Source organism: Lysinibacillus sp. NPDC097868 (genome assembly GCF_044761135.1).
Classification (GTDB): domain Bacteria; phylum Bacillota; class Bacilli; order Bacillales_A; family Planococcaceae; genus Lysinibacillus.
The window spans coordinates 64,561-86,245 of sequence record NZ_JBIWBS010000007.1 but is presented as its reverse complement, the minus strand read 5'-3'; the positions used below and the strand labels follow the sequence as shown (position 1 = coordinate 86,245).

Annotated in this window: 18 protein-coding genes; 8 read left to right on the top strand and 10 right to left on the bottom strand. The window is 38.5% G+C overall.

Features of this window, described 5'->3' with window-relative positions:
- The first annotated feature begins 144 nt into the window (after positions 1-144).
- Entirely contained in the window at positions 145-1,329 is a 1,185-nt protein-coding gene (locus ACIQXJ_RS22695) for a CaiB/BaiF CoA transferase family protein (protein WP_401014004.1), read from the top strand.
- 141 nt (positions 1,330-1,470) lie between these two features.
- Here ACIQXJ_RS22695 and ACIQXJ_RS22690 read toward each other — a convergent pair whose 3' ends face one another.
- The 3 genes from ACIQXJ_RS22690 to ACIQXJ_RS22680 all read right to left on the bottom strand — a co-directional run bounded on the left by ACIQXJ_RS22690 (position 1,471) and on the right by ACIQXJ_RS22680 (position 5,549).
- Entirely contained in the window at positions 1,471-2,946 is a 1,476-nt protein-coding gene (locus tag ACIQXJ_RS22690) for a hypothetical protein (protein WP_403057862.1), read from the bottom strand.
- Between the two features lie 451 nt (positions 2,947-3,397).
- Positions 3,398-3,952 carry an HPP family protein gene (locus ACIQXJ_RS22685; protein ID WP_403057865.1) on the bottom strand — a complete coding sequence of 185 codons (555 nt, stop codon included), beginning with the start codon at positions 3,950-3,952 and terminating at the stop codon, positions 3,398-3,400.
- Between the two features lie 235 nt (positions 3,953-4,187).
- The gene (locus ACIQXJ_RS22680; protein ID WP_403057868.1) at positions 4,188-5,549 is read right to left on the bottom strand and encodes an acetamidase/formamidase family protein; all 1,362 of its coding nucleotides are present in this window, start codon (positions 5,547-5,549) and stop codon (positions 4,188-4,190) included.
- A 546-nt stretch (positions 5,550-6,095) separates the two neighbouring features.
- Between ACIQXJ_RS22680 and ACIQXJ_RS22675 the strand changes: the two genes are divergently transcribed.
- Both ACIQXJ_RS22675 and ACIQXJ_RS22670 read left to right on the top strand, forming a co-directional pair.
- A complete protein-coding gene (locus ACIQXJ_RS22675) occupies positions 6,096-6,818 on the top strand; it encodes a response regulator transcription factor (RefSeq protein ID WP_403057871.1) in 723 nt (240 codons plus the stop codon).
- Positions 6,815-8,206: a sensor histidine kinase gene (locus tag ACIQXJ_RS22670; protein WP_403057874.1), complete on the top strand. Its 1,392-nt coding sequence runs from the start codon at positions 6,815-6,817 to the stop codon at positions 8,204-8,206. The genes ACIQXJ_RS22675 and ACIQXJ_RS22670 overlap by 4 nt, the downstream gene beginning before the upstream one ends.
- A 42-nt stretch (positions 8,207-8,248) precedes the next feature.
- On the opposite strand, the gene ACIQXJ_RS22665 is transcribed toward ACIQXJ_RS22670, so the two are convergent.
- From ACIQXJ_RS22665 to ACIQXJ_RS22640, 6 genes are all read right to left on the bottom strand, one after another.
- On the bottom strand, positions 8,249-8,608 hold the full coding sequence (locus tag ACIQXJ_RS22665) for a YxeA family protein (RefSeq protein ID WP_403057877.1): 360 nt from the start codon (positions 8,606-8,608) through the stop codon (positions 8,249-8,251).
- 1 nt (position 8,609) lies between these two features.
- Complete coding sequence (locus ACIQXJ_RS22660; RefSeq protein WP_403057880.1) at positions 8,610-10,478, bottom strand: FtsX-like permease family protein; 1,869 nt, start codon at positions 10,476-10,478, stop codon at positions 8,610-8,612.
- Positions 10,465-11,232 (bottom strand): ABC transporter ATP-binding protein, encoded by a 768-nt coding sequence (locus ACIQXJ_RS22655; RefSeq protein WP_401013985.1) that lies wholly within the window; start codon positions 11,230-11,232, stop codon positions 10,465-10,467. Before ACIQXJ_RS22655 ends, ACIQXJ_RS22660 begins: the two co-directional genes overlap by 14 nt.
- Positions 11,233-11,665: 433 nt before the next feature.
- On the bottom strand, positions 11,666-12,139 hold the full coding sequence (locus tag ACIQXJ_RS22650; protein ID WP_403057883.1) for a glutathione peroxidase: 474 nt from the start codon (positions 12,137-12,139) through the stop codon (positions 11,666-11,668).
- Positions 12,140-12,165: 26 nt separating this feature from the next.
- Complete coding sequence (locus tag ACIQXJ_RS22645; protein WP_403057886.1) at positions 12,166-13,500, bottom strand: FAD-dependent oxidoreductase; 1,335 nt, start codon at positions 13,498-13,500, stop codon at positions 12,166-12,168.
- 366 nt (positions 13,501-13,866) lie between these two features.
- On the bottom strand, positions 13,867-14,154 hold the full coding sequence (locus ACIQXJ_RS22640) for a DUF6509 family protein (protein WP_340821346.1): 288 nt from the start codon (positions 14,152-14,154) through the stop codon (positions 13,867-13,869).
- A gap of 161 nt (positions 14,155-14,315) precedes the next feature.
- Here ACIQXJ_RS22640 and ACIQXJ_RS22635 point away from each other — a divergent pair, with 161 nt between their 5' ends.
- A complete protein-coding gene (locus tag ACIQXJ_RS22635) occupies positions 14,316-15,500 on the top strand; it encodes an alanyl-tRNA editing protein (protein ID WP_403057889.1) in 1,185 nt (394 codons plus the stop codon).
- Between the two features lie 270 nt (positions 15,501-15,770).
- On the opposite strand, the gene ACIQXJ_RS22630 is transcribed toward ACIQXJ_RS22635, so the two are convergent.
- Positions 15,771-17,783 (bottom strand): methyl-accepting chemotaxis protein, encoded by a 2,013-nt coding sequence (locus ACIQXJ_RS22630; RefSeq protein WP_403057892.1) that lies wholly within the window; start codon positions 17,781-17,783, stop codon positions 15,771-15,773.
- 311 nt (positions 17,784-18,094) lie between these two features.
- On the opposite strand from ACIQXJ_RS22630, the gene ACIQXJ_RS22625 reads away from it, so the two are divergent.
- The 4 genes from ACIQXJ_RS22625 to tatC are packed head-to-tail and all read left to right on the top strand — an operon-like array spanning position 18,095 to position 21,673.
- A complete protein-coding gene (locus ACIQXJ_RS22625; protein WP_401013969.1) occupies positions 18,095-18,835 on the top strand; it encodes a gluconate 2-dehydrogenase subunit 3 family protein in 741 nt (246 codons plus the stop codon).
- A 19-nt stretch (positions 18,836-18,854) separates the two neighbouring features.
- A complete protein-coding gene (locus tag ACIQXJ_RS22620; protein ID WP_403057895.1) occupies positions 18,855-20,567 on the top strand; it encodes a GMC family oxidoreductase in 1,713 nt (570 codons plus the stop codon).
- A gap of 52 nt (positions 20,568-20,619) precedes the next feature.
- Complete coding sequence (gene tatA / locus ACIQXJ_RS22615) at positions 20,620-20,823, top strand: twin-arginine translocase TatA/TatE family subunit (RefSeq protein ID WP_139860418.1); 204 nt, start codon at positions 20,620-20,622, stop codon at positions 20,821-20,823.
- 10 nt (positions 20,824-20,833) lie between these two features.
- Positions 20,834-21,673: a twin-arginine translocase subunit TatC gene (gene tatC / locus ACIQXJ_RS22610; RefSeq protein WP_403057898.1), complete on the top strand. Its 840-nt coding sequence runs from the start codon at positions 20,834-20,836 to the stop codon at positions 21,671-21,673.
- Positions 21,674-21,685 lie beyond the last annotated feature (12 nt).

Sequence of the window (21,685 nt, the reverse complement as noted above, 5' to 3'; positions counted from 1 at the left end):
TAATACTGAATAAAATAAACACAATCTGTATTAATACAGAATTTTATAAAACACGCTTTTCGCACTATGGGGATAATGAGAAAAGCGCTACTAATGCTTCTTAAAAGACTGCATAGTAGCCTACACAAAAAGGGGTTGGAAGATTTGGGTATTTTAAAGGGGTTAAAAATTCTCGATTTTTCTGCATTACTACCAGGGCCAATGGCAACAATGATTTTTGCCGACCTAGGTGCGGAGGTCATCCATGTGGAATCCTCCAAACGCGTAGATTTAACGCGGATTATGCCTCCCTATGATGAAGATCATGAGGCATATATTCATCAGCACTTGAATCGTTCCAAAAAGTCACTTACATTAAATTTAAAATCGCCAGAGGCTGTAGAAATTGTAAAGTCACTTATACAAGAGTACGACGTGATTATTGAAGGTTTTCGGCCAGGGGTCATGCAACGACTCGGTATTGGCTACGAAGCGTTAAAAGAAGTGAATCCAAAACTGATATATTGTGCTATTACAGGCTATGGCCAAACAGGACCATATAGCAACCGACCAGGCCATGATAATAATTACCTGGCCCTAGCTGGTGTTCTCGACTATTCTCGTCATAAAGACAAAAAACCTGTCTCCATGGGGGTTCAGCTTGCAGATATTGCAGGTGGTACAATGCACGCAGCTATAGGGGTACTTGCTGCAGCACTACACCGAGAAAAAACAGGAGAAGGTCAGTATGTCGATATTAGCATGACCGATGCCGTGTTCTCACTTAATGCAATGTATGGCTCTGCCTATATTGGCGGTGGTCGTGTACCTCAGCCTGAACAAGAAATTTTAAATGGTGGTAGCTACTATGATTTTTACAAAACGAAGGATGGGCGATTTTTCTCAGTGGGAAGTCTAGAGCCACAGTTTCGTAGGCTGCTATGTGAAGCCCTTGATATTCCAGAACTTATCGATAATACATTCAATGATTCATACTATACTCAAATTCGATTTAAAGAGGCCGTGCATGATGCCTTTTTATCGAAAACTTACAACGAATGGCTCGAAGTCTTTAACGAAAATTTCGAAGGTTGTGTGGAACCGGTGTTAACATTTCCAGAAGCGTGCGAGCATCCACAATTACAAGCTCGTGGGATGATTGTGGAAATTCCGAAAAATGATGGTACAACACAAAAACAAATTGCATCTGCCTTTAAATTTGATGGAGCCAATCCAACGTACAAGCATGTTGGTGCAAAGCTAGGCGAGCATAACGAAGAAGTACTATCATCAATCGGCTACAGTGCTGAACAAATTATTGCACTTCAAGAAAAAGGGGTTTTAGAATAATAAAGCGTGGCGACATAAAGGGCAGGTGCCAGGCACTCAAACAATTCTGAAATCAACACTAATAGTCATCAATATTTATTTTTTAAAAAAGAGTGTCCCATGAAGTCATTTTTTTACTTCATGGGACACTCTTTTTATCTGTTATACATACGCACTAATAAATACACGTAATTTTTCGAAATGATCTTCAATGAGTAAATATTTTTTATAAACTTCTATTAATTTCTCAAATAACTCATATTGTTCAGTAACAAAAAGGATTTTTAAAATATTAATCATATGCATGGAAGCGCTCTGTGCTACTAAAAAATAAGGAGCATCTGGCTGGCGATAATGTTGGCGCCATTCTTCCACTGACAAACCAATATGTTGTAATGAATTATTTACTTGAAGCGCTATGTCTTGCTGCATCGATGCCTCAATGCCAATTAATTGCTCATTACTGTAGTTTTGCTGTACTAATGCTGCATTTATTTTTTTATTAGATGCGAGGCCATGTTCCTTTAAGAGCACTAACCCCTCTTGGTAACGTTCCAATCTGACATAAGTATCTAGTAATACTGCATACAGATTTTCTAAATAATTCAAATTATAATTTTTTATTATTGCAGGTGGCGTTGGTTTTCGATTTGGGAGTAAGTCCTTGTACTCCAACAAAATCTCAATTGCATAGTTATTAAGCCGTTCATCTTCTAATAAATATTCACCATAATGAAGTACATTTTCATAATCCTGTTCTTGATGGGCTATATGCAATAAAATATATGCAATCAAAACCTTTTCTTTCTCTGTTAAGGCATACATAGAATAACGCCAATCAGCCTCAAAGGAAGTAATCAATTCTTTAATGCATTGATACTGCCCCTCTGACAAACGGTAGTGTGTAACAATTTGATATAGACGAAGCTGTTTTTTTGCTAAACAAGACAAATTGCATTTATCCACATAAGTTATACACTTATCCAGAGTTTTTCTATAATTACGCACAAAGTTATCCACATGTGCATAAGTAATTGTATACGATTGTTCAAAATGACCCATTATTTCATGAATAAATGTGAATTGTTCCAAAGGTTTGTGGATAAGCAGTGAATAAACTTTTTTCATAAAAAGCCAATGCCAAAACAAAGCCTCTTCTTTATAGATCATATGCACAAAATAGTCATCTTCAAATTTATATAAATATATAGTTAGTAAATCATTTTCAGGTAACTTGACCTGCCATCGCTTTCCGAACACAAGCCAAACTAACCGCTCTAAATCCATTGTATGCTGGGCAAAAAGCTGCTCAAAAAAAGCTTGCTTCCCTTTTTGGGTATAAAAAAAGGCATTAAGTCGGTCATTCACATATTTTGTATCCAGGCCATGCTTGTTGAAAAATAGTTGCAACTCCGTAGATACACGTCCCCAATATTTTCGAGCTGTCGAAAAGGCAATGTTCATCGCCGCTTCTTTATTTACTAAAAATAATTGCGGTGATAATGCAGTACCTAATATTTTGGGATCTACTTGTGGAGTGACCTCGGCCTCCGCCCATTTTGAAAGTAATTTTTCAGCGCCATTTTCACCACTTTGTCTATATGTTATGAATAATTGCTCATCACAATCCAGCAGCATACAACCAGAGCCCCCTATCAATTTCACGCAACAAAGATCTTCCCCTATCATGCAAAAATATGTTTCTCAAATATTTCAACACTCTTTCTCCAATATAACAAATCCTATCCAACATATGCTAAAAATTTCCGATTATGCACAAATAAAAGAGCTAAAGTGTCCGCCTATCCAAACACTTTAGCTCTACTTAGAGCAACATTGAAATTTTCACGAAGCTCGTTAAATTTTAAACAAAGACAAACGAGCTCATCTGATAGTTGCCCTTAAGTTGGTAGCCCAGTGCATTGTCTCAGATGGCTCTTTGCCCGACGCTAATCTATGTCAGCGCCATACTCATTTACATTCCTAAGTATCCACTGTTCCCAAGAACAGCTAATACTCCCAATGCAGTAGACGGATCACACAAAAAATAGTTACACGAAATTAGTGCAAAATTTTATTTTTTTACGGCTCACCAAAATTGTGGGTATTTTCTTGTCTGTCGTAAATTATTTATTAGTAAGCCAAAGATAACAATAATCACTGCACCTATTAATACCGGCATAAATAAATAGCCCCAGCTATAGCCTCCTAAAATAATGATGATAGGGTTCGCTCCCGCTGGCGGATGGATAACACCAAAAAGTGCCATAAAAAAAATCGTTAAACCGACACCAAGGCTGATTGAAAAGACGCTTGATCCTAATAATGAAAACATTATCAATCCGATAAAGGCTGAAATCAAATGTCCTCCAATAATATTACGGGGTTGCGACAATGGCGCATTCCATACAACAAATACGAGTACACAACTACCCCCAAGTGATGCCATTAACCAAGGTGCCCCTGTATAGTTTGTTAAACAAAGCAATACAAAGATACAAAGTAAGCCACCAACTGCACCTGTTATTGCATCGGCAAAATTAGTTCTTGAAGGAGCATGTCCACCTCCACTCATCTTAGCTATGTATGCTTTTAGTCGATGATTTTTTGCTTCTTTTTCTTGCAAACGTATGAAATCTGCCATATTCACCATCCTTGTAATCTAAAGTCGAAATTATATCAAACGTAATTATATATAGAGAGATTTAGAAGCTTTTACTATTATATCAGCTAACAACGAGAATTCAATTTTACTTTATATTTTTACAATGATGAGAAGTTAAAAGCAAAGCACGAGACCAATGTACTCTTGCATTACACTGGCTCGTGCCTTGTTTTCTTGATTTTTAATCAATACGTTTTTTCAGCAGAGTTAAATTTTAATCGTACTGCTTTTTAATAGGTTTATAAATTCGTGCTTTTTTTAGCACAGTCTTTGGAACTTGGAAAGTTGCAGTAACGACACCAGGATGGCGGCCGATTTCAATGGATCCTGTAATTGTTGCGCGATTCATTACTTCTGGCTCACTCATATCAAAGAGTTTTGCTGCACGACTAATTGCATTAGCTGTCGCCTCATTTAATGTTGTACCTGTACCTACTACAGACACAGGGAACGCTTCTTCTACTTGTTTCACACCAAATTCCTCTGCTAGTTCTCGAGCTCGGCGTTTTTCTTCCTTAGAAAAAGGTTTTGCTGTATATGGAAGATCCTCTTCATTTGGTAATAAAATAGGACCTTCAAGCGCTACTTTTTTCAAAACACTTACCTGCAGTTGTACAATTCCCGCAACATCTGTTGTATGCCCAGCAATTTCGCCATCTCCCTGCATCGCATGCATATCGCCAATATACACACCACCGCCAGGTACCTTTACAGGACAAATAATTGTAGCACCTTCGCGAACACGGCTAATATCCATATGTCCATCTGTACGATGTGCGTCTAGCTCCGCTTCGGTAAAGGCATATTCATGCGGCGCTCCTATTAAAAACGAACCAAAATCACCTGCATTATGTGAATCTGGCATTGCTTTCGAAGGCGTCGTTCCAAGCTGACCTAAAAAAGGTCGCATTCTTGCCATTACACCAATTAAATCGCTCGGTGCCAAAGCTACTACCGGGTTTTGCACTGACTTTTCAGGTGTGCGCATATAATTTTTTGCTTCTAACGCAATACGTCGAGCACCTTCACGTCCAACCGTTAAACCGATATTACCTTTTTGGTCTAGTGCCATTGTATAACCATTTGTCATTTTAAAAGGCGCGGTTTCTGTATCACATGTTGAACAGCGTATTGCTTGCGGTCCTATACCAGTCACCACTGTACTTGGATGTAGCTTGCCACAGCCAGGACATTTTACAGATACGAACGGATCTCCAATGAAGCGGTCATGTATTGCCTCATCATGCCCAGATGCCGTCGCGAGGGATGTGACCTGAATGGATTTGATTGTAATAACAATTGCATCACCTACTTCAGCCCCTTCTACAAAAACGGGCTTCGTTACTTCGTGTCCACCACGAATTGTTGGCGTTAGCATTGGTCCCCAACACCCAGGCGTTGTATTGGCAATAATTGTGCCTCCATTTTTAACAGGGCCAAGCATTTTTTGCTGTGGATCTAAAATACCGTCTATGAACTCATTCACAAACAATGTTTCCACTGCTTCGAGCTGCTGTACACTTTCTTCATTTTCTGGTTGTTTAGCTTTTTCATGCTTTTGTAATTCCGTAATCATGTTTTTCCACTCTCCCAATCCAAAAAATATTTTATGTATCTACACAAGTGTAAAAGAGAGCTCTCCACTCATGAGCAGAGAGCCATTATTAATAATTTATTCATGTACAAATCTAAAATATGTGTAAATTTTAGCATCATGATGAAGCCATCTCTTGCGTTTATCTTCATTTTGCTTTGCATTTACCAACAACTTGGTAGTCGATGTCGATTGAAAGCTACACATCACCGCTTATAAAATTAATTTCGACATAGAGGTCATTAGTTCCTGCTATTTCGAGTAAAACCTTGCCAATTTTACAAAATGCATAGCGGTACTATCGGTGCCAATGTTTTTTAGCACATTTTCTCCATCGAGTGCAGGATAGGCTAACCATAGACGCTTTATCTGGTGCTTTTTGGCGTTATTGATCTTTTCCAGAAAACTCAATTTATAGAAATGCACTTCCTGCATCCATCGTGCTTCGTCTTTTCCATTACTTTCATTTATAATAAGGCTGATAAATAAGAAATGACTGCCAACCTTAAAGGAAAGGGCGTATGAACTATGACAGAACCAACTATTTTAATCGTAGAAGATGAAGCTGATTTAGCCAATTTGCTAAAGGTTAGTCTTCAAAAAGAGGGATATAAGCTTATCCATACAGCAGACTCCATTGAAAAAGCTTGGTCGAGCTTTCAACAGATAAAACCTGACATCGTGCTACTTGATGTTATGCTTCCAGACGGTGAAGGCTATGATTTATGCCGACGTATTCGAGAAGTATCACATATTCCAGTTCTCTTCTTGTCAGCTAAAAACGAGGAAATTGATAAAATTTTAGGGCTCGCCATTGGGGGAGACGATTATATTACCAAACCTTTTAGCCCTAAAGAAGTTGCCTATCGTGTAAAGGCGCATCTACGTCGTGCCGGTTATCAATTACAGGAAGCACCGACCACTACCACAATAAAGACGATACAGGTTGGACCATTTGAGCTCAATAGCGATGAAACCGAAGTACATAAAGATGGTACTTTATTAGAGTTAACAGCTAAGGAAATTGGATTAATGGCTTGCTTTATGCATAATCCAAACCGTATTTTAAGTAAGGAGACATTATTCGAACGTGTATGGAGTGAGGATTTTTTTGGCTCAGACAATACGGTCATGGTGCATATTCGTCGTCTACGTGAAAAGATTGAACATGATCCATCTAAACCTGTTTATATTACAACGGTCAAAGGGCTAGGCTATAAATTGGTCGTGCCAAAAGAGTCTCAAACATGAAATGGCGTTTAACTGCTCGTTTTTTACTATCCATATTGTCTATTGTAATCATTGTTATTTTCGTCAATACAGCCATTTTTATTGGGTTAATGGTGTACCAGCAATTCAACAAATTTAATGATGCTACTGCAGATAACGAGGAAATCTTTGTGCGAGAGTTCCAGCAGTATATTGATGTGAGTAATAATCATTCATCCGTCAGTGAAGAGGGGCTACAACAATTACATCAAAGAAACGCTTGGATTCAATTGCTTGATGCAAATGGGCAAGTTATTGATGCTTATTTTGCACCTGAAAAGGCACTTTCTCATTATGCTCCCGTCGATTTAATTCAAGTTTACAAATATAAGGAATTCGATGTTGATACAACGGTTTATATAGGAAATAAAGATGACATTAGCTATTTAATTGGCATTAAAGGTAGTGGCGTTTCAAGGTTAGTTGTTCACCTTTCGGCAGCATCTATACTACAAATTATCGGAAAGTATGGATTGCTAATCGTTATCGCGGATTTACTAGTCGCAACACTTGTCGGCTGGCTATTTGGTCGTACATTAACGAAGCCTCTTTACGCAATGATAGAACGTATTCAGCATTTAAAAAATCACAAACATATGCCAATAAAAGTACCAAAAGGTCTCTATCAACCTGTATTTGAAAATTTAAGTGAAGTATCCAGCGAGTTGGCTGCTCACGAGCAAGAACGCAAACGATTAGAGATGATGCGTGAGGAGTGGATTAGCAACGTCTCACACGATATGAAGACGCCACTTGCTTCCATTCGTGGTTATGCAGAGTTACTAAATGAGCGGGGTTTATCACTAAATGAGCAAACAGAATACGCACAAATTATTGAAAAGCAGTCATTGCATATGCAAGATTTACTCGATGATTTAAATTTAACAATGCGACTAAGACACCAGCAGCTTCCACTGACTTTAACTAAGGTGAATATCGTCCAGTTTATGCGTGAAATTGTCATCGACACACTAAATACGCCACCTTATGAACAAGCAAATATTGATTTTGATGCAACTGCAGAGGTCATTGTCCATTCAATTGACGAGCATTTTATGCGCCGTGCTGTGGTGAATTTTATATATAATGCAATACTTCATAATCCTCCCGATGTAAGTGTTCACGTTTTAGTAGATGCTAACACCATCACAATAGCTGATGATGGTCATGGCATAAGCGCTGAAGACCTAACACATATATTTGAGCGTTACTACCGCGGGACAAATACTGAGCAAAAACAGGGTACTGGACTTGGCACTGCTATTGCAAGAGATATTATTGAAGCTCATGGAGGAACGGTGTCTATCACATCTGAGAAACAAAAAGGGACAACTGTAACTATTCAATTGCATAAAGTGAGCGGAATATAAAGAGGAGCGGTCCAATTATTATGGTCCGCTCCTCTTATATTTTTATTTCATTTGTGCTTGTACCTTTGCAGGCATTTCATCATATTGTATTTCCTCATAAGACGTTACTTCATTTTCTTTTTTCACATAAAGCTTTAAATATGCATCTAGGCGTAAATTTTTTTGAGCAGAAAATTTCAACGTCATTTCCTCACCGTTTTCTTTAAATGCCGGTAGCTCATACCAATACGTTTGGATAATTTGCCCATCATCTGCCTTGTATTCCTCAACTTCCCCATCGGCAGTTATATGCACATAGTAAGAGTCTTTATTTAAACGATTAAAATCTACTGTCATGAGTACGCAAAGACCTGCCACAAACAATATAAACAATGCTCCAATACTTATAAACATCTTTTTCATATTAATTCCCCTGTCTCACAATTTTATAAAACGACCGTACAGTAAAGAGATAATACAAGCCGTATATGACTGAATATGCAACCATCCATAATATAACGGGCTTCGTTATATCCATATTAAATAATTGTGAAAATGCTAGAAGCGCGAAAGCACTGTGTACGATGCCGACAACAAGAGGTGCACTAAATATGACAGCAACCTGTCCTGCAACTGTCTTCAATATTTGCTTGCTATTCACGCCAATTTTATTTAATACTGCATACTTCGCCTGATCTTCTTCTGCTTCTGTTAACACTTTAAAATAAATAATACTTCCCGTAGCTGCTAAAAATACTAACCCTAAAAAGCTTCCTACAAATAGTAATGAACCTACAGTACCTAGACTATCCTCATAGCTTTGGGGAACACTTGAAAACCATTCTTGTTGCTCAGTAGATAGCTGTTCATATATTTGTTTAGATACATTTTGCTGCTTTAAATCATTGTCCATGCCAACAGCCTGCATTGTCACACCTTCCGCATTTGTCGCATCAAATGCACGATCGTTTACGACAAGCACCGTGCCAGCTGGAATAAAGTTTAGCACACTATCTGTATACATTTTGTCGATATGAAAGGATTCGCCACTCTGCAATTTAAAGTTTTCACCCGTAAAGTCATGTGAAAAACGTTCATCAAAGTTAACATCTAATAGTACAGCCGAACCGTCTGTAATATGAAGCTCACGATTTGTCCCCTGTAATGTGGCTAAACGATTGTAATCAGATTCCTTCAATAATGTATATTCAAAAAAAGCAAATTCATTATCCACGCGTAAATTTTTTGCATGAATCGATTCATTGTACAATACGTTCTGTTGGTCAAATTCAACAGCTTCACCTTTCCACATAAATGTGTTTGGTAGCACGTGGCGCACCGTTGCTTCGGTATTGTAGTACATGCCAAATACGCCACCACCGGCAGTAATCGTTGTTGCGCTTAAAATCGCAATAATGGACAACGATTTAGCATTTGCTCGTATTCGATATAATAGTTGTGAAACGCCAATTAAATTCAAGCCTCTCCAAGACCAAGATGTTGCCTTTTTCAAAGCTGTCAATATGAAAACACTTACGCTATGGAACAGGAGATATGTCCCCGCTATTGTTACACCTATTACTAAAAGTGGTGTTCCAAGGATTGTAAACAGCTTCCAAATAGGACTTGTGAAAATATCAGAAGAAGCCGTGTAATAGCCAAATGCAATAAGTGCTGTCCCCACAATTGCCGCTAAAAACGATGCACGTGGAATTTTCTCCCCTTGTTTCTCTGCATGGAACAAATCAATCAATTTAAATTGATAAATAACGCGGTAGCCCTGTAAAGAAGTAAATAGGAATAGTACGGCAAAGATACCTGCTGTTTGAAGCACTGCTTCAGGGGTGAATGTTAAATTTGCCACGACTTGATAGCCCATCAGTCGTACTAAAATTGTTAATAACACCTTCGACATAAAAAAGCCTATTACTATACCTAAAACCAGTGATACGAGTCCAATAACTAAATTCTCAAAAAAGAGCATTAGGCCGATTTTTTGTTTACGTACACCTAGTAGCGAGTAAAGTGCTACTTCTTTTTTACGTTTCTTCATAAAAAATGAATTAGAATACGCGATAAATATTACAATGAAAAATAATAGTACAATTGACGATGCACTCATTAGTCCTTTAATTTGCTGCGACATACCTGTTGAGCCTGCAAGATCGTCATTGTATTTTAACGTCACAAATGTAAAGTAAATCACGATGCTAAATACCATTGAGGCGATGTATAAAAAATAATTCGACAAATTACGCTGAATATTTTTACGCGCTAAACTAAATAACGTCATTTACTCCACCTCCGATGCCTGCAAGCACCTGTAATATTTCCTGGAAAAACTGCTTTCTCGTCTGTATCCCACGATGAATTTCCTTGGAAAGCTTGCCGTCCTGAATAAAGAGAATACGCTGGCAGAAGCTTGCTGCAAATGCATCATGCGTGACCATCATAATTGTTGCGGCATGAGATTGGTTCAAATCACTTAAACTTTCCAATAAATCTGTTGCAGATTTTGAATCGAGTGCGCCTGTTGGCTCATCGGCAAAAATAAGCTTCGGCGCTGTTACTAACGCACGTGATGATGCTGTTCTTTGCTTTTGACCACCTGAAATTTGATAAGGGTATTTATCTAGTAAATCACTAATGCCAAACAACTGTGCAATACGTTCTACTCTTACAGCAATTTCCTTCTGCGGCACCTTCGCAATGGCAAGTGGTAGTACTATATTTTCGCGAACAGTTAATGAATCAAGCAAATTATAATCTTGGAAGATAAACCCTAAGTTATCACGACGAAAATCTGCTAACTGTGTATCTTTCATATGTGCTAAATTTGTATTTCCTATTACAATATCGCCTGTTGTTGGCGTATCAATTGTTGCTAAAACATTTAAGAGCGTCGATTTCCCTGCCCCGGAAGGCCCCATTACACCGACAAACTCACCTTGTTCTACCTCGAATGTTATATTTTCAAGCGCTGTAAATATATTCGCGCCTTTGCCGTATGTTTTTCCTACATTTTGAACCTTTAATAATGGCGTCATATACGCTCACCTCTTTCTGTTTACAGTATACGACCCCAAACTTACAGCAAAATTGTCGTAAGCTTACAACAACCTTAAATCGAAAAAAGATGACTACTGCAATTGATTTCCGCTACGGGCTGGCGCTTTCCGCGGGCACACCGTAAGTCGCCAGCCCTCGCTAACGCGCGGTTTGTTGCGTCTTACTATGCGTGCGTTCCCGCAGGAGTCGCCAGCCCTCCGCTCCAATCAACTAGTATCGTATTCTTTTCTGAATTGTTTGAGTGCCTGTCACCCATTTGACGGTTATTAAAAGGATTAAAAATGACGAAAGACATCAAGAATGAACTAACTTCTTGATGTCTTTTGCCGACACTCTATTGCTTACTGCAAATAAACCATATTGATTTTTTCAATGGTGGACAGACGGAGATATTCCATCCCCCTTCGTGCTCTAAGCTAGTACGTTTTTAATATCTTCCTCAATGCTACTTGGCTTATCAGCTGAGCCGTATCGTTTGATAATATCTCCATTGCGATCTACTAAAAACTTTGTAAAGTTCCATTTCACACTACTACCAAGGAAGCCTTTAGAATGGGTCGTTAAATAGTTAAAAATAGGATGTGCCTCCTTGCCATTCACCTTCACTATTTCATGCATTGGGAACGTTACTCCATATGTTAAACGACATTGTGATGCAGCTTCTTCCGCAGTGGCTACCTCCTGCTTAAACTGGTTTGATGGAAAGCCAAGCACAACTAATCCTTCATCATGATATTTTTTATAAAGCTCTTCTAACTCCTCAAACTGCGGTGTAAACCCACATTTCGTTGCCGTATTGACAATTAACAATGCCTTGCCCTTATAACGCTCTAAGCTATACTCTGTTCCATCCTCTAAAGCTACATTAATATCATAAATATTCATTTTTACTCCCCCTATTTGCCATTATATTATAGACGTGCATTCACTCTTGCAGCTTGCTGTAATGGATCCCACACACCATTGAAAGGTGGCGCATAGGCTAAATCTAAATCGAGTAAATCAGGTAATGTCATTTTATTGTATAAAGCTGTAGCAAAGACATCAATGCGTTTATCCACACCAGCAGGTCCAACAATTTGTGCACCTAAAAGTTGCTGATCTCGCTTCCGCACAACAATTTTAATAAACATCCGCTGCGCTCCTGGGTAATAACCTGCAATATGACGTGCAGAAATTTTATATGCCTCATACTCAAATCCAAGTTCTTTTGCAGTACGCTCATTGATGCCTGTCGTGGCGATTGTTAAATCAAAAAATTTCAGTATAGAGGTGCCGACAATACCACGAAACGGGGCAAATTTCCCAGACATATTAAGCCCTGCTAAGCGCCCTTGCTTATTTGCCGTCGTTCCAAGTGGCACATAATCTAAGCGTTCTTTAACGATATGAAAATGAGTTGCACAATCCCCAGCAGCGTATATATTTTCAACTGACGTCTCTAAATGACGATTCACAACGACTGCGCCATTTTTAGCTAATATAATATTTGTCCCATCTAAAAATTGCGTATTCGGTTTAATACCTGAAGCTACAATCACTAAATCAGTTTCTAACGTTCCTTTATCTGTTAGGATTCGTTCAACACGTGTAGTGCCTTCAAACGCTTCTGCATTTGTATTTAATAGTAGCTCAATGCCTTGCTTTTTTGCCTCTTCATGAACATGCTTAACTAGCTCTTCATCTAAAATATTAGCGACTTGATTGCCTCGTTGTATAAGTCGTACTTTCTTATTACATGCTCGAATTGTTTCCGCCATTTCAAGTCCGATATAGCCCCCACCGAGAATCGTCACTTGTTCTATATTTGGTGTTAAATCTGCAAGTAAATCTTCTAATTCAGGTATTGTTTTAACTTTATGAATACCTGCTAAGTCAGCACCTTTTTGCACAGGGATAATTGGGTCCGCTCCTGTAGCAATAAGAAGCTTATCGTATGCAATCTCGAATGGTTCACCTGAAGCTTGCGTACCCAAAACAAGCTGGTTCTCCACATCGATATGCTCAACCTCATGTCCTACTCGCGCATCAATACCATATTTATCACGGAATGTTTCAACATCTCGCGCAATGAGGCGCTTTGTTGATGAAATCCGCCCATCTACTACATAAGGCAATCCACATTGTCCATATGAATATATAAACCCACGCTCTAAAGAGGTGATTTCAGCCCCTGGTACATTTCTATAAATTTCCATAGCGGCGGACATTCCCGCCGCATCTCCCCCAACGATTACGAATTTCATCCTACAAGCCCCCTTTTTCTTATTACCACTTAATTTCAGTATTCGTAACTATGTAGATGACGTTTTCCGCCACATACATAGCAAATAGTACCTCTCACATAGGATTTAAAATTGTCATAACGCTTCTTTACTTATAACCATTGATATGCACTGTAAATCAAGCGATAAAACCTATTACTTTGCAACTCAATACATCAATGTTATCAAAAAGCTAATTACAAATGCACGTTTCCAGTACTACCTTTTTTTTAAAGGTAGTAAGCGGTATGAGAAGAACAAATGACTCAACTTTTTGGCACGGGTTATTTTCCTTCTACAAAAAACAGGTAAAGAAAAACAATCGTTTTCCTTTACCTGTTTAAGTACTTAAGCTTTTGCTATTTCTTCTTTGCAGAACGTTAAAATCTCTTCTAACTCTTCATCTTCAAGCGCAAAGTCTAAATACTCTCCCTTTGCCTTTTCCATAATAAAGTAATTTAAAATAAATGGCGCACCTTCTTTTTCGCCTATTAAAACACGGATTTCAATACCCGCTTCATGGTACAGCTCATCCTCTTCATCAATGTCTACATCTAAAATAAACTCATAGCGCTTTCCTTCAATAATATTCGTCGGATCTAAAATTTCTTCCATCGAAAATTGTGTAATATCCATTTATACTAGCTCCTTTATCTTTACCTATTCTTTTCTATAATAAATCAATTTCAGCATGGGTCAACTAGAAAACCTGTATACACCTACAAGCAATTATGCCACAATAAAGTAAAACTTTTAGCAATGCAAGTTAAATGAAATTACATAAAGGGGGCTTTTTAATGAAAGAGATACTATATTATCAAGACACTATGCAACGTGAATTTACAGCAACGGTTGTACGTACTGGCATAGAGGATGATGGACGCCAGTACGTTGTGCTTTCTAACACTGCCTTTTATCCTACTGGTGGTGGTCAGCCACATGATACGGGAACGATAAACAATACTAACGTAATCGATGTGGAAAAGGTTGATGATGAAATCCGTCATTATATCGAGAGCGATGCTTCCGCTTTATCTGGTGAAGTGCACGGTAAGTTGAACTGGGAGCGCAGATTCGATCATATGCAACAGCACGCTGGACAGCACATTTTAACAGCAGCATTTGTTGAACTTTTTGATGCACAAACAGTAAGCTTTCACCTCGGTAGTGAGCAGGTAACTATTGATATTGCTGTCGACACCCTATCAAGCGAACAGCTTGCCGCGGCTGAAGCTCGAGCAAATGACATTATTTTAGAAAACCGTCCAATTGAGACAAAATGGATTACAGAACAAGAGCTTGGTAACTACAACTTGCGTAAAGAGGTTGCGGTCACAGGAGATATTCGTTTAGTCATTATTCCTGATTTTGACTACAATGGCTGTGGTGGTACACACCCGACATCTACAGGGCAAGTCAGCGCTATTAAAATTTTAAGTACCGAAAAAATGAAGGGGAATGTGCGCGTGTCCTTTGTATGTGGTCAACGAGTTTTAGCAGAGCTAGCGATGAGGAAAACTGTACTAGCCGATGTTGCTAGACAATTAAGTGTACCTGAATCTGAAGCAGCTACTGCGCTTGCAAAGCTACTAGCAACTCAAAAAAAGACAGAAAAGGCACTTGTAACTGCAAAGGAAGAATTGCTTGCCTTTGAAGCGAAAGCGTTGGCTTCTAGTGACAACTATACAATTTCTGCTTCCTTTAATGATCGCTCGATACAAGAGCTTCAAAAATTGGCTCGTTTTATAGTGGCTGAACGTTCGGATGCAATCGCACTACTCGTTTCAGAAAATGAAGACAAGCTACAGTTTGTTGCGACGCGTGGTGCCCAAGTACCAACAAGCATGAAAGACCTTGCTGCAAAAGTTTTGCCATTCATTAATGGTAAAGGTGGCGGCAGTGATCAAATGGTGCAAGGTGGTGGCGAGCGCATAATTGCCCGCGAGCAACTGCTCACTGTTATGCAAGAAGCACTGAATTAAGTGTATATGGATAGAAACATAACAAGACCCGCAAGGTTCACCTAATTGTTGTGAGATTGCATCGATATTAATTTGTTGTGCCAGTAATTTATAAAAGTGCCAGTCACCCAAACAATTCTGAATACTTCCTACTGCGGGATAGAACAAAACGTGCCGTTGAACAGAAAATATCCGCCGTAGCAGACAGCAACGGCATAAAAAAAGTGTTAGATTGATTGCAATCAATCTAACACTTTTTCTCTTTTATTCTGGCTCATCTTAGCACTCATTTTAAAATTTAAATTTTTGGATTGCTCCATGTAGGCGATTTGCCATTTCAGACATTTTTACAGTTTGATCGTTCATCGTCTCTACAGTTTTCATTTGCTCAGATGTTGCATTTTTCACTTCAGAAACATAATCACTTGCAGCATGTGCTGTTGCCGCCATTTCTTCCATTGAAGCTGAAACCTCTTCCGTATTGGCTGACATTTGCTCTGCTGAAGCATTCATTTCCTCAATCTGACCTGCTATTTCACCAACAGCATGTACGATTTCTTCAAAGCGCTCTCCTACTGCCTCTATAGCTACTAATCCTCGGGCTACATTCACTTCGCCACTCTCTGCAGCTTTCACGACCTCTAATGTGTACGCTTGTACTCTATCAATTAATACATTAATCTGCGCAGCAGACCCCGCTGTTTGCTCCGAAAGTTTTCTTACTTCCTCTGCTACCACCGCAAAGCCTTTACCTGCATCCCCTGCTCGTGCAGCTTCAATTGAGGCATTAAGAGCTAACAAGTTTGTTTGATCTGAAATATCAGTAATCATTTTAGAAATTAATTCTATTTCTTTTGATTCTTGTTCTAACTTACGGATAATATCGAGCTCTACCGCTGTTCCTCGTTGTATTTCATCCATACGGGTAATAGATTGTTTAACGGCTCCATTACTTTCACTTATTTTCTCGGAAATAAAATCAGTATTAGAGGCTATCGTCGAAGCGACCTCTGCCATATTTTGAATACCTAATGCCATTTGCTCCATAGCTGATGCACCTTCTTCAGCCATTGCCGTTTGACTTTGTGCCCCACGATCTACCTCACCTATTGCACCTGCAATTTGCTCAGAATGCTTTGTCACATCAAGCACATCTCCCATTAATTCACAAGATGTCTCATTTACCGCTGTTGCTTCTTTTCCAACCTGTGATATCATCTCTCGCATATTATCTGCCATTCTATTTAATGCACGCGCCAGAGTACCCATTTCATCAATACGCTTTAAATATTTATCAGGAATTTCTTGTGTAAAATCTCCTTCAGATAACCCTTCACTAATACGAAGCACATGACGCAGCGGTCTACTTACCGATCGCGAAATCGCAAACGAAATCAACAATCCCAATATCGAAACAATAATAGTCATGATAATGAAATTTGTCTTCAATTGTGAAAGCCCTGAGAGCATTTCATCTTCTAATGCGACTACCCCCATTTTCCAACCATTATCTAACGTGTGGTACCCCATTAAATTTGTGCCATCTTCCTTTGTATCGAAGGCAAAATATCCATTTGAATTATTAATCATTTCTTGTGCGGCTAATGATTCACCTGTCATTTCACCAGATTTTTCAGCGGCAGAAATTGCATTATCCTGCTCTTTTACAAGTGCGTGATTTTTATGCCCGATAATAGTACCTTTAGCATCTAACATTAAGGCATAACCATTTTTTCCAACCTTAATGTCCTCTACAATGTTGGATAAGTAATAACCATCTATTCGCGCTAATAGTAATGCTTTTTCCCCTGTTACTGTATCAATTGGTGCAACAATTAAAATAACTGGCTCATTCGTTACACGGCTTATTGTAATTTCCGACATGACTGTCTTGCCTGTAAAACCTTCTTTTACGTATTCACGATCACCTAAATCAGCTGTTGTATTATCTAAATAATGAGCTATTCCATCAGACGTAATAATACCAAAGCCTAAATAATTTTTACTATCCTCAAAACGTTTCGTTAAATATGTCTTTTGTTCCTCAAAGTCCATATTACGGATAGCTGCTTGCTCCGCAATGGCCTCTACCTCCACTAATGCTAGTTGGAAGTGTTCTTCTATGTATTTTGATACATCTTCTGCCCGTGATATTAAATTTTCTTGGACCTGTTCCTCAACTGCTTTTGTACTATTCCACCAGGTAGAAAATCCAAGCGTACCACATGTCACAAATACTAAAGCGATAATTGCTACAACTAATTTACCACCTATACCTTTAATCCACATATTTAATTTGCTCATTTCTCCAATTTTTTGTTTTAAATTTTGTAATTTTTTGCCCTTCCTTCTTCAGAGTAAGGTCACGAAAACTAGAAGTCAACAAAACTTTTCCATTAACAATAAAAATTGTTTAAAATTGTATTTTTCATCATAAGCATAGTGCTTATAGTCTAATACATTTTATCCACACTCTTTCTAAATTGTTATTTACTAGTCTATTTCGGTGGATTAAATTAAAACTTTTTCCATGGCAAATTGATTATAATTTGGTTTTTTTGCTGATTATAAAAGATAGAACACAATCTATTTACTTCTTGGAGGGGAGGATTTTTATGAGTACAGATAATAATGTCTCACGTCGTGATTTTTTAAAAACAACAGGTATTGCAGCTGGTACATTAGTCGGTGGTGGATTAATAGGTGGTCTTGTTGGCTATAACATTAACGGTAAAGGTACTTCTACATTAGAGCATGGTAACGGGACTGCAAATGAAGCTGCTGCACCTAAAGCAAAAATGTTTTTCATGAACGACCGCGATTTTAGTATTTTATCGAATGCTACTGAGCGCATTTTCCCTAAAGATGATTTAGGTCCAGGTGCTATTGATTTAGATGTTCCTTACTTTATTGATCATCAGTTAGCTGGACAATATGGTAGTAACTCTAAGGAATATATGCATGGTCCTTTTGGGGAGGGTGCCCCAACACAAGGTTATCAAAGTCGTTTAACTCGTGCAGAGATTTTCAAACAAGGCGTTACTTTAATGGAGACAGAAGCTCAAAGTCGCTTCAAAAAACCTTTTAACGAGTTAGAGGGTAAGCAAATGGATGAAATATTAACAGCCTTTCAAAAAGGTGAAGTCCAAATGTATGGAGTAACATCAGCTTTCTTCTTCACTTTATTACGTGCTGCTACTTTAGAGGGGGCATATTCAGATCCTTTATATGGCGGAAACCGCAACATGGAAGGCTGGCGCATGAAGAGCTTCCCTGGTCATCAGATGGCGTATATCACAATGATTGAAGATCCTAAGTTCCAAAAAATTGAACCAAATCAATTAGGCAACCATTAATTTAAGGGGGGTTTTATAAATGGCAACAACATTACCAAGTGTAGACGTTGTAACAGTAGGTGTAGGGTGGACAGGTGGCATTGTCGCTGCTGAGTGCTCGAAAGCTGGATTAAAGGTAGTTGGTTTAGAACGAGGTCAGAAGCGTGGCACGGAGGATTTTTTAAATATTCATGACGAGTATCGCTATGCAATTCGCTATGATTTAATGCAAAACCTTTCAAAAGAAACTGTTACATTCCGTAATAATCGTAAAATGCAAGCTTTACCAATGCGTCAACTAGGTTCCTTTTTATTAGGTGAGGGGCTAGGTGGATCTGGAACACACTGGAACGGCATGACTTTCCGATTTTTACCATATGATTTCCAAATTAAAACGATGACAGACGAGCGTTATGGCGCTAACAAATTAGGACCGGACTATTTACTACAGGATTGGGCATTAAATTACGATCAATTAGAGCCTTATTTTGATAAATTCGAAAAAACAACAGGTATTTCAGGCGATGATAAAAATCCATTTGCCGGGAAACGTTCAAGCGCTTATCCAACTCCTCCTATGAAAATGACGCCTATGCTACAACAATTTGAGAAAGCAACAAAAAATCTGAAATTATCACCTTATATGGTCCCTTCTGCTAACTTATCAGAAGTCTATAAAAATCCTGACGGTGAAACAATTAATGCTTGTCAATATTGTGGCTTCTGCGAGCGTTTTGGTTGTGAATATGGTGCAAAATCTTCCGCAGAAGTTACTGTAGTACCTACTGCATTAAAAACTGGAAATTTTGATTTACGTTACAACTCAAACGTTGTAGAGATTTTAAAACAAGGTAACAAAGCAACTGGCGTAAGATATATCGACACGATATCTGGAGAGGAATTTATTCAACCTGCGAATATTGTCGTATTAACAAGCTATGTCTTTAACAATGCCAAACTACTAATGGTTTCTAACATTGGTCAACTATATGATCCAACAACAGGCAAAGGAACATTAGGTCGAAATTATTGCTATCAAATTTTACCTGGTGCTACAGGATTCTTTGATGACCAATACAATACATTTATGGGTGCAGGTTCTCTCGGTATGAGTATTGATGATTACAACGGAGATAACTTTGACCACAGTGAATTAGATTTTATCCATGGTGGCAATATCGCACTCACTCAAACAGGTGCACGCCCTATTGGTTCAAATCCAACACCTCCTGATACGCCAACATGGGGACCGGAGTTTAAAAAGCAGTCTATTCATTTCTATACACGTTCGTTCGGTATTGGTGCACAAGGGGCATCCATGCCACATAAAGAAAATTTCCTATCACTTGATTCTAATTACAAAGATGCGTACGGTTTACCGCTTTTACAATTAACATACAACTTCACTGATCAGGATCGAGCGCTTCATAAATTTATTTCAGCTCGCGCTGCTGACATTATGAAAGAGATGGGTGCCAAAACAATTGTACCAAATGCGGAAATTACAGATTACAACATCGTACCTTATCAAACGACACACAATACTGGTGGTACAGTGATGAGCACAACACCTGATAAGGGCGTTGTGAACAACTATCTACAACATTGGGACGTAGAAAATCTTTTCGCTTTAAGTTCCGGAAGCTTTGCTCACAATAGTGGCTACAATCCAACAGGTACACTTGGCGCACTAGCTTATCGCTGTGCAGAAGGTATTTTGAAATATAGCAAATCAGGTGGTTCTTTAGTGTAATGTTTGTCATTTAATGCAACAGAAAAATTATATTTAATAGGAGGATGACGCCATGGGCGGTCTTGGAGCAATCGGAGTTCCTGGTTTAATTATTATATTGGTTATTGTACTAATCGTTTTTGGTCCAAAAAAATTACCAGAAATTGGTGGTGCAGTTGGAAAGACGTTCGCAGAATTTAAAAAGTCAACAAAAGGGTTAATGGATGACGACGAAGAGCCTGCGAAAAAAATAGAAAAAAAATCTGACGTTTCGTAGGAGGTTTCCTATGGATCCTTATGAAGAAAAAAATTATTTAAGTCCACTTGATAAAAAACAAGAGGAGCCTCCATCGTTGCGGGAGGCTCCTGTTGAAATTACTCTCAATGATATTGAACAGACAGTAGTTGAGGATAAACCGCTCCTTCCTTTAGATTCAATATTTGAGCATATTGCAGAACTAAGGAAACAAATCATTAAAGGACTTGTCGTCTTTATTTTATTTTTTATTGTCGCATTCTCTACCATTAATATTTGGTTTCCGTATGTTACGCGTGGTCATTCACTCATTATTTTAGGGCCTCTTGAGGTCGTTAAGTTTTATATGACCATTTCCACTACTTTAGCATTCGGTCTTTCTATGCCTTTTCTCGTTCACTTTCTTTGGAGCTTTGTTAAACCTGGCTTAAAAGAAGAGGAGAGCCGTTTTCTCGGGCTCTATGCACCCGTTATGTTTATGCTCTTTTTACTGGGCGTAGCATTCGGCTATTTTGTTGTGAATCCACTTAGCTATTCATTTTTAGTAAGCTTAGGTGCAGCTAATTTTGATGTAATGGTTTCTGCCAGTGAATATATGCATTTTTTAATTATGACAACTGTGCCACTTGGATTATTATTTGAGCTACCCATCGTTGCGCTCTTTTTATCGTCCATTGGTGTACTTACTGCTGAATCCATGAAAAAAATACGCGGCTGGTCCTATATCGCAATGGGCGTAGGCTCAGCAGTCATTACCCCACCTGATTTTATTAGTCAGTTACTCGTATTAATACCGATGATTATTTTATATGAAATAAGTATTCATCTTGTTAAACGTATGGAACGTAAACAAATAGAAAGCACTGCTTAGCTAAGACGCTGT

What these genes read in the sequence shown, in the direction of transcription:
- tatA (WP_139860418.1), top strand. Translation starts at nt 20,620, where the DNA reads ATGGGCGGTCTTGGAGCAATCGGAGTTCCTGGTTTAATTATTATATTG.
- ACIQXJ_RS22650 (WP_403057883.1), bottom strand. Translation starts at nt 12,139, where the DNA reads ATGAATATTTATGATATTAATGTAGCTTTAGAGGATGGAACAGAGTAT.
- ACIQXJ_RS22665 (WP_403057877.1), bottom strand. Translation starts at nt 8,608, where the DNA reads ATGAAAAAGATGTTTATAAGTATTGGAGCATTGTTTATATTGTTTGTG.
- ACIQXJ_RS22620 (WP_403057895.1), top strand. Translation starts at nt 18,855, where the DNA reads ATGGCAACAACATTACCAAGTGTAGACGTTGTAACAGTAGGTGTAGGG.
- ACIQXJ_RS22630 (WP_403057892.1), bottom strand. Translation starts at nt 17,783, where the DNA reads ATGAGCAAATTAAATATGTGGATTAAAGGTATAGGTGGTAAATTAGTT.
- ACIQXJ_RS22670 (WP_403057874.1), top strand. Translation starts at nt 6,815, where the DNA reads ATGAAATGGCGTTTAACTGCTCGTTTTTTACTATCCATATTGTCTATT.
- ACIQXJ_RS22685 (WP_403057865.1), bottom strand. Translation starts at nt 3,952, where the DNA reads ATGGCAGATTTCATACGTTTGCAAGAAAAAGAAGCAAAAAATCATCGA.
- ACIQXJ_RS22645 (WP_403057886.1), bottom strand. Translation starts at nt 13,500, where the DNA reads ATGAAATTCGTAATCGTTGGGGGAGATGCGGCGGGAATGTCCGCCGCT.
- tatC (WP_403057898.1), top strand. Translation starts at nt 20,834, where the DNA reads ATGGATCCTTATGAAGAAAAAAATTATTTAAGTCCACTTGATAAAAAA.
- ACIQXJ_RS22640 (WP_340821346.1), bottom strand. Translation starts at nt 14,154, where the DNA reads ATGGATATTACACAATTTTCGATGGAAGAAATTTTAGATCCGACGAAT.
- ACIQXJ_RS22690 (WP_403057862.1), bottom strand. Translation starts at nt 2,946, where the DNA reads ATGCTGCTGGATTGTGATGAGCAATTATTCATAACATATAGACAAAGT.
- ACIQXJ_RS22655 (WP_401013985.1), bottom strand. Translation starts at nt 11,232, where the DNA reads ATGACGCCATTATTAAAGGTTCAAAATGTAGGAAAAACATACGGCAAA.
- ACIQXJ_RS22660 (WP_403057880.1), bottom strand. Translation starts at nt 10,478, where the DNA reads ATGACGTTATTTAGTTTAGCGCGTAAAAATATTCAGCGTAATTTGTCG.
- ACIQXJ_RS22635 (WP_403057889.1), top strand. Translation starts at nt 14,316, where the DNA reads ATGAAAGAGATACTATATTATCAAGACACTATGCAACGTGAATTTACA.
- ACIQXJ_RS22675 (WP_403057871.1), top strand. Translation starts at nt 6,096, where the DNA reads ATGACAGAACCAACTATTTTAATCGTAGAAGATGAAGCTGATTTAGCC.
- ACIQXJ_RS22680 (WP_403057868.1), bottom strand. Translation starts at nt 5,549, where the DNA reads ATGATTACGGAATTACAAAAGCATGAAAAAGCTAAACAACCAGAAAAT.
- ACIQXJ_RS22625 (WP_401013969.1), top strand. Translation starts at nt 18,095, where the DNA reads ATGAGTACAGATAATAATGTCTCACGTCGTGATTTTTTAAAAACAACA.